The following is a 3,299-nucleotide window of genomic DNA, read 5'->3' on the forward strand; positions in this document are numbered from 1 at the left end:
CCCACGCGTGGCCGCCAGTGATTCGACGCACATCTCCGCCTTTACCATTTCTTGACGTTTCCTTGACCGCGGCTTGACTGCACGCGCCGTAGCCTTGGGGTGATTTGCCCCACCGCCGGCGCGGCAGCCGCGCCAAAGTCGAGGAACCGTATGTCCGCAAAGACTCTCACTGCGTCCCGTAGCGCGGACGCCGCCCTGTCCTGCCCCCTGTGGCTGGCCCGCCTGCTGCCGTTCACACGCTGGTGGCCGATGGTCAACCGCGGCACACTGCGCGCCGATTTCATGGCAGGACTCACCGGCGCGGTGGTGGTGCTGCCGCAGGGCGTCGCCTTTGCCACCATCGCCGGCATGCCGCCGGAATACGGGCTGTATGCGGGGATGATTCCGGCGATCATCGCGGCGCTGTTCGGATCCTCCTGGCATCTGGTGTCGGGGCCGACCACGGCGGCGTCGATCGTGTTGTTTTCGGTGCTGTCGCCGCATGCCGAACCGGGCTCGGCGCAGTACGTGAGCCTGGCGCTGACGCTGACCTTTTTGGTGGGGATCATCCAGCTGGCGATGGGGCTGGCTCGCATGGGTACGCTGGTCAATTTCATCTCGCATTCGGTGGTGACCGGATTCACCGCCGGGGCGGCGATCCTGATCGCCACCAACCAGGTGAAGCATTTCTTCGGCCTGGAGATTGCGCGCGGATCATCCTTCAGCGACACCTGGAGCGCGCTGTTCAGCCAGCTCGACCAGGTGCAGCCCGGCGTGACGGCGGTAGCCCTGTTGACGCTGCTGCTGGGTATCGCGGTGAAACAGTTTCTGCCGAAATGGCCCTACATGATCGTGGCGATGCTGGGCGGTTCGGTCGCGGCCGCGGCTTTGAGCGCTTGGCAGGGCCTGCAGCTGTCGACGGTGGGCGCGCTGCCGGCGAGCCTGCCGCCGCTGTCGGCGCCGGCGCTGGACGGCGAAAGCATCCGCGCGGTGGCCTCCGGCGTGGTGGCGGTGACGCTGTTGGCGCTGACCGAGGCGGTGTCGATCGCCCGTGCGCTGGCGGCGCGCTCCGGCCAGCACGTCGACGGCAACCAGGAATTCATCGGCCAGGGGATGTCGAATATCGCCGGCGCGTTCTTCTCGGGCTACGTCGCCACCGGCTCCTTCAACCGCAGCGGGGTCAACTACGCGGCCGGTGCAAAGACACCGCTGGCGGCGATGATGGCGGGCTTCTTCCTGCTGCTGGTGGTGCTGCTGGTGGCGCCGTGGGCGCGTTTCCTGCCCAACGCCGCGATGGCCGGCATCCTGTTCCTGGTGGCCTGGGGGCTGATCGACTTCAAGGAAATCGCCCATACGGTAAAGACCAACCGCTCCGAATTCGCCATCATGGCCGCCACCTTCGCGGCGACGCTGTTCCTGACGCTGGAAGAGGCCATCATCATCGGCGTGCTGATGTCGCTTTCGCTGTATCTGGCGCGCACGTCGAAGCCTCAGGTGCACGTGCGCGCGCCCAACCCGCACAACCGCAAACGCAAGTTCACCGATGCCGCCCATGCCCCGCAATGTCCGCAGCTGCGCTTCGTGCGCATCGACGGTTCGCTGTTCTTCGGCGCCACCGCGCACGTGCGCGAAAAACTGGCCGCCCAGGATCTGGCGCAGCCCGAACAGAAGCACGTGGCCATCATCGCGCACGGCATCAACTTCATCGACATGGCCGGCGCCGAAGTCCTCGCCAGCGAAGCGCAGCGCCGCCGCCGCGCGGGTGGCGGGCTCTACCTCATCGGCGCCAAGGACAGGGTGCAGGAACAGCTGGCGGAAAACGGCGCCCTGAAAGCGATCGACGGCGCCAACCTGTTCGATTCCAAAACCGATGCCATCGCCGAAATCTATCGCCATCTGAACCGCGATGTCTGCCGTACCTGCAGCGCGCGCGTTTTCCGCGAATGCATGCCGACGCAGGTCGAGCCGGCCAGCCACCCGCATCCCTTCATTCCAGCAGGAGCCCAGCCATGAAAACCCGTCAACGCATCTTGGTTCCATTCACCCACGGCCACAGCGGATCGGCCTTGCTGCGCCGCGCCGGCGAGATCGCCGCGGCCGGGGAGATCGAACTGCTGGTGGTGAGCGTGCTGGACACCCGCTCCGGTTTCGAGCTGGATGGGCCTGCCGGCAATCTGCCCGGCGAGCGCGCCGCCCGCCTCGCGGCGGCCGAGCAGAAGCGGCTGGACCACGATCTGATGCGGCACGGTCTGGGCCGGGCGCGGGCCACCGTGATATGGGGCGAGCCGCGCTCCGCCCTGTCCGCGCTGATCAACAGCTGGCGTCCCGACATGATCGTGTGCGACGGACGGACACGCCGCATGCTGCCGGCCCGGACCGGCGACGAAGGCCCGCAGATGATGCGGGTCGGCCGCACCGGCGCCTTCGCGCGCCTGGCCGGATTTTTCTTCCCGCCGGCGCAGGGGCATGCCTGAGCAGACCGCCTGCCCGCCACTTTTTCAGCCCCTCCACAGGAAGGATTTACCTTGATTCGTCGCAACCCCCGAGGCGACCTGCCGGTCGTGCACGACACCGCCTTCGTCGACCCCACCGCCATCCTCTGCGGCCACATCATCGTTGGCGAGAATGTCTTCATCGGCCCCTATGCGGTGATCCGCGCCGACGAGGTCGACGACAACGGCCACATGGAACCCATCGTCATCGGTGCCCATTCGAACATCCAGGATGGCGTGGTGATCCATTCCAAGGCGGGCGGCCGGGTCGAGATCGGCGAATACACGTCGATCGCCCACCGCTCCATCGTGCATGGCCCCTGCGAGGTGGGGAATCGCGTCTTCATCGGCTTCAATTCGGTGCTGTTCAACTGCGTGGTGGGCGCAGGCTCGGTGGTGCGCCACAACTCGGTGGTCGAAGGCTGCAGCGTGCCCGACGGCTTCTACATTCCCTCCACCTGCAACATCCACTCGGACGAGGAGCTGGCCCGCATCGAGCGCGTCACCCCCGATGCGGCCGATTTCTCGGAAAGCGTGGCGCAGGCCAACCACGAACTGGTGAAGGGCTACAAGCGCATCCGCAACGAGTTCTAGCGCGCGATGCCAGGCTCAAGCGCGGGCAGGGACGACGGCTTTTCCGGCTGCGGCTTGCTGACCGGACAGAACAGGTCGTCTTTGCCCGCTTCGCCCAGCCATTCATAAATGGCTGCCAGCGCCTGGTCCTCGTTGGCGAAAATGTGCTGCTGGCCGATCTCGTCGAACAGGCCGGTGTTGCGCATCACGTCCAGCACCTGCTTCTTGAGGCCGGAGAACACCAGGGTGATGCCG

The 3,299-nt window shown here is 66.4% G+C and carries 3 protein-coding genes and 1 pseudogene; 3 read left to right on the forward strand and 1 reads right to left on the reverse strand.

All coding sequences use genetic code 11. The features are described 5' to 3' along the window. The first annotated feature begins 150 nt into the window (after positions 1-150). The 3 genes from Q0L94_RS12990 to Q0L94_RS13000 are packed head-to-tail and all read left to right on the forward strand — an operon-like array spanning position 151 to position 3,065. Positions 151-1,992, forward strand: a complete 1,842-nt coding sequence (locus Q0L94_RS12990) for a SulP family inorganic anion transporter (RefSeq protein ID WP_296753848.1) — start codon at positions 151-153, stop codon at positions 1,990-1,992. Then, positions 1,989-2,453: a universal stress protein gene (locus Q0L94_RS12995; protein WP_296753849.1), complete on the forward strand. Its 465-nt coding sequence runs from the start codon at positions 1,989-1,991 to the stop codon at positions 2,451-2,453. Before Q0L94_RS12990 ends, Q0L94_RS12995 begins: the two co-directional genes overlap by 4 nt. Before the next feature lie 51 nt (positions 2,454-2,504). Then, positions 2,505-3,065 carry a carbonate dehydratase gene (locus tag Q0L94_RS13000; RefSeq protein WP_296753851.1) on the forward strand — a complete coding sequence of 187 codons (561 nt, stop codon included), beginning with the start codon at positions 2,505-2,507 and terminating at the stop codon, positions 3,063-3,065. Here Q0L94_RS13000 and Q0L94_RS13005 read toward each other — a convergent pair. After that, positions 3,062-3,299: pseudogene (locus tag Q0L94_RS13005) on the reverse strand (sodium-independent anion transporter); the annotation flags it as partial. The gene Q0L94_RS13000 and the pseudogene Q0L94_RS13005 sit on opposite strands and share 4 nt — an antisense overlap.

This window comes from Thiobacillus sp., assembly GCF_024708915.1.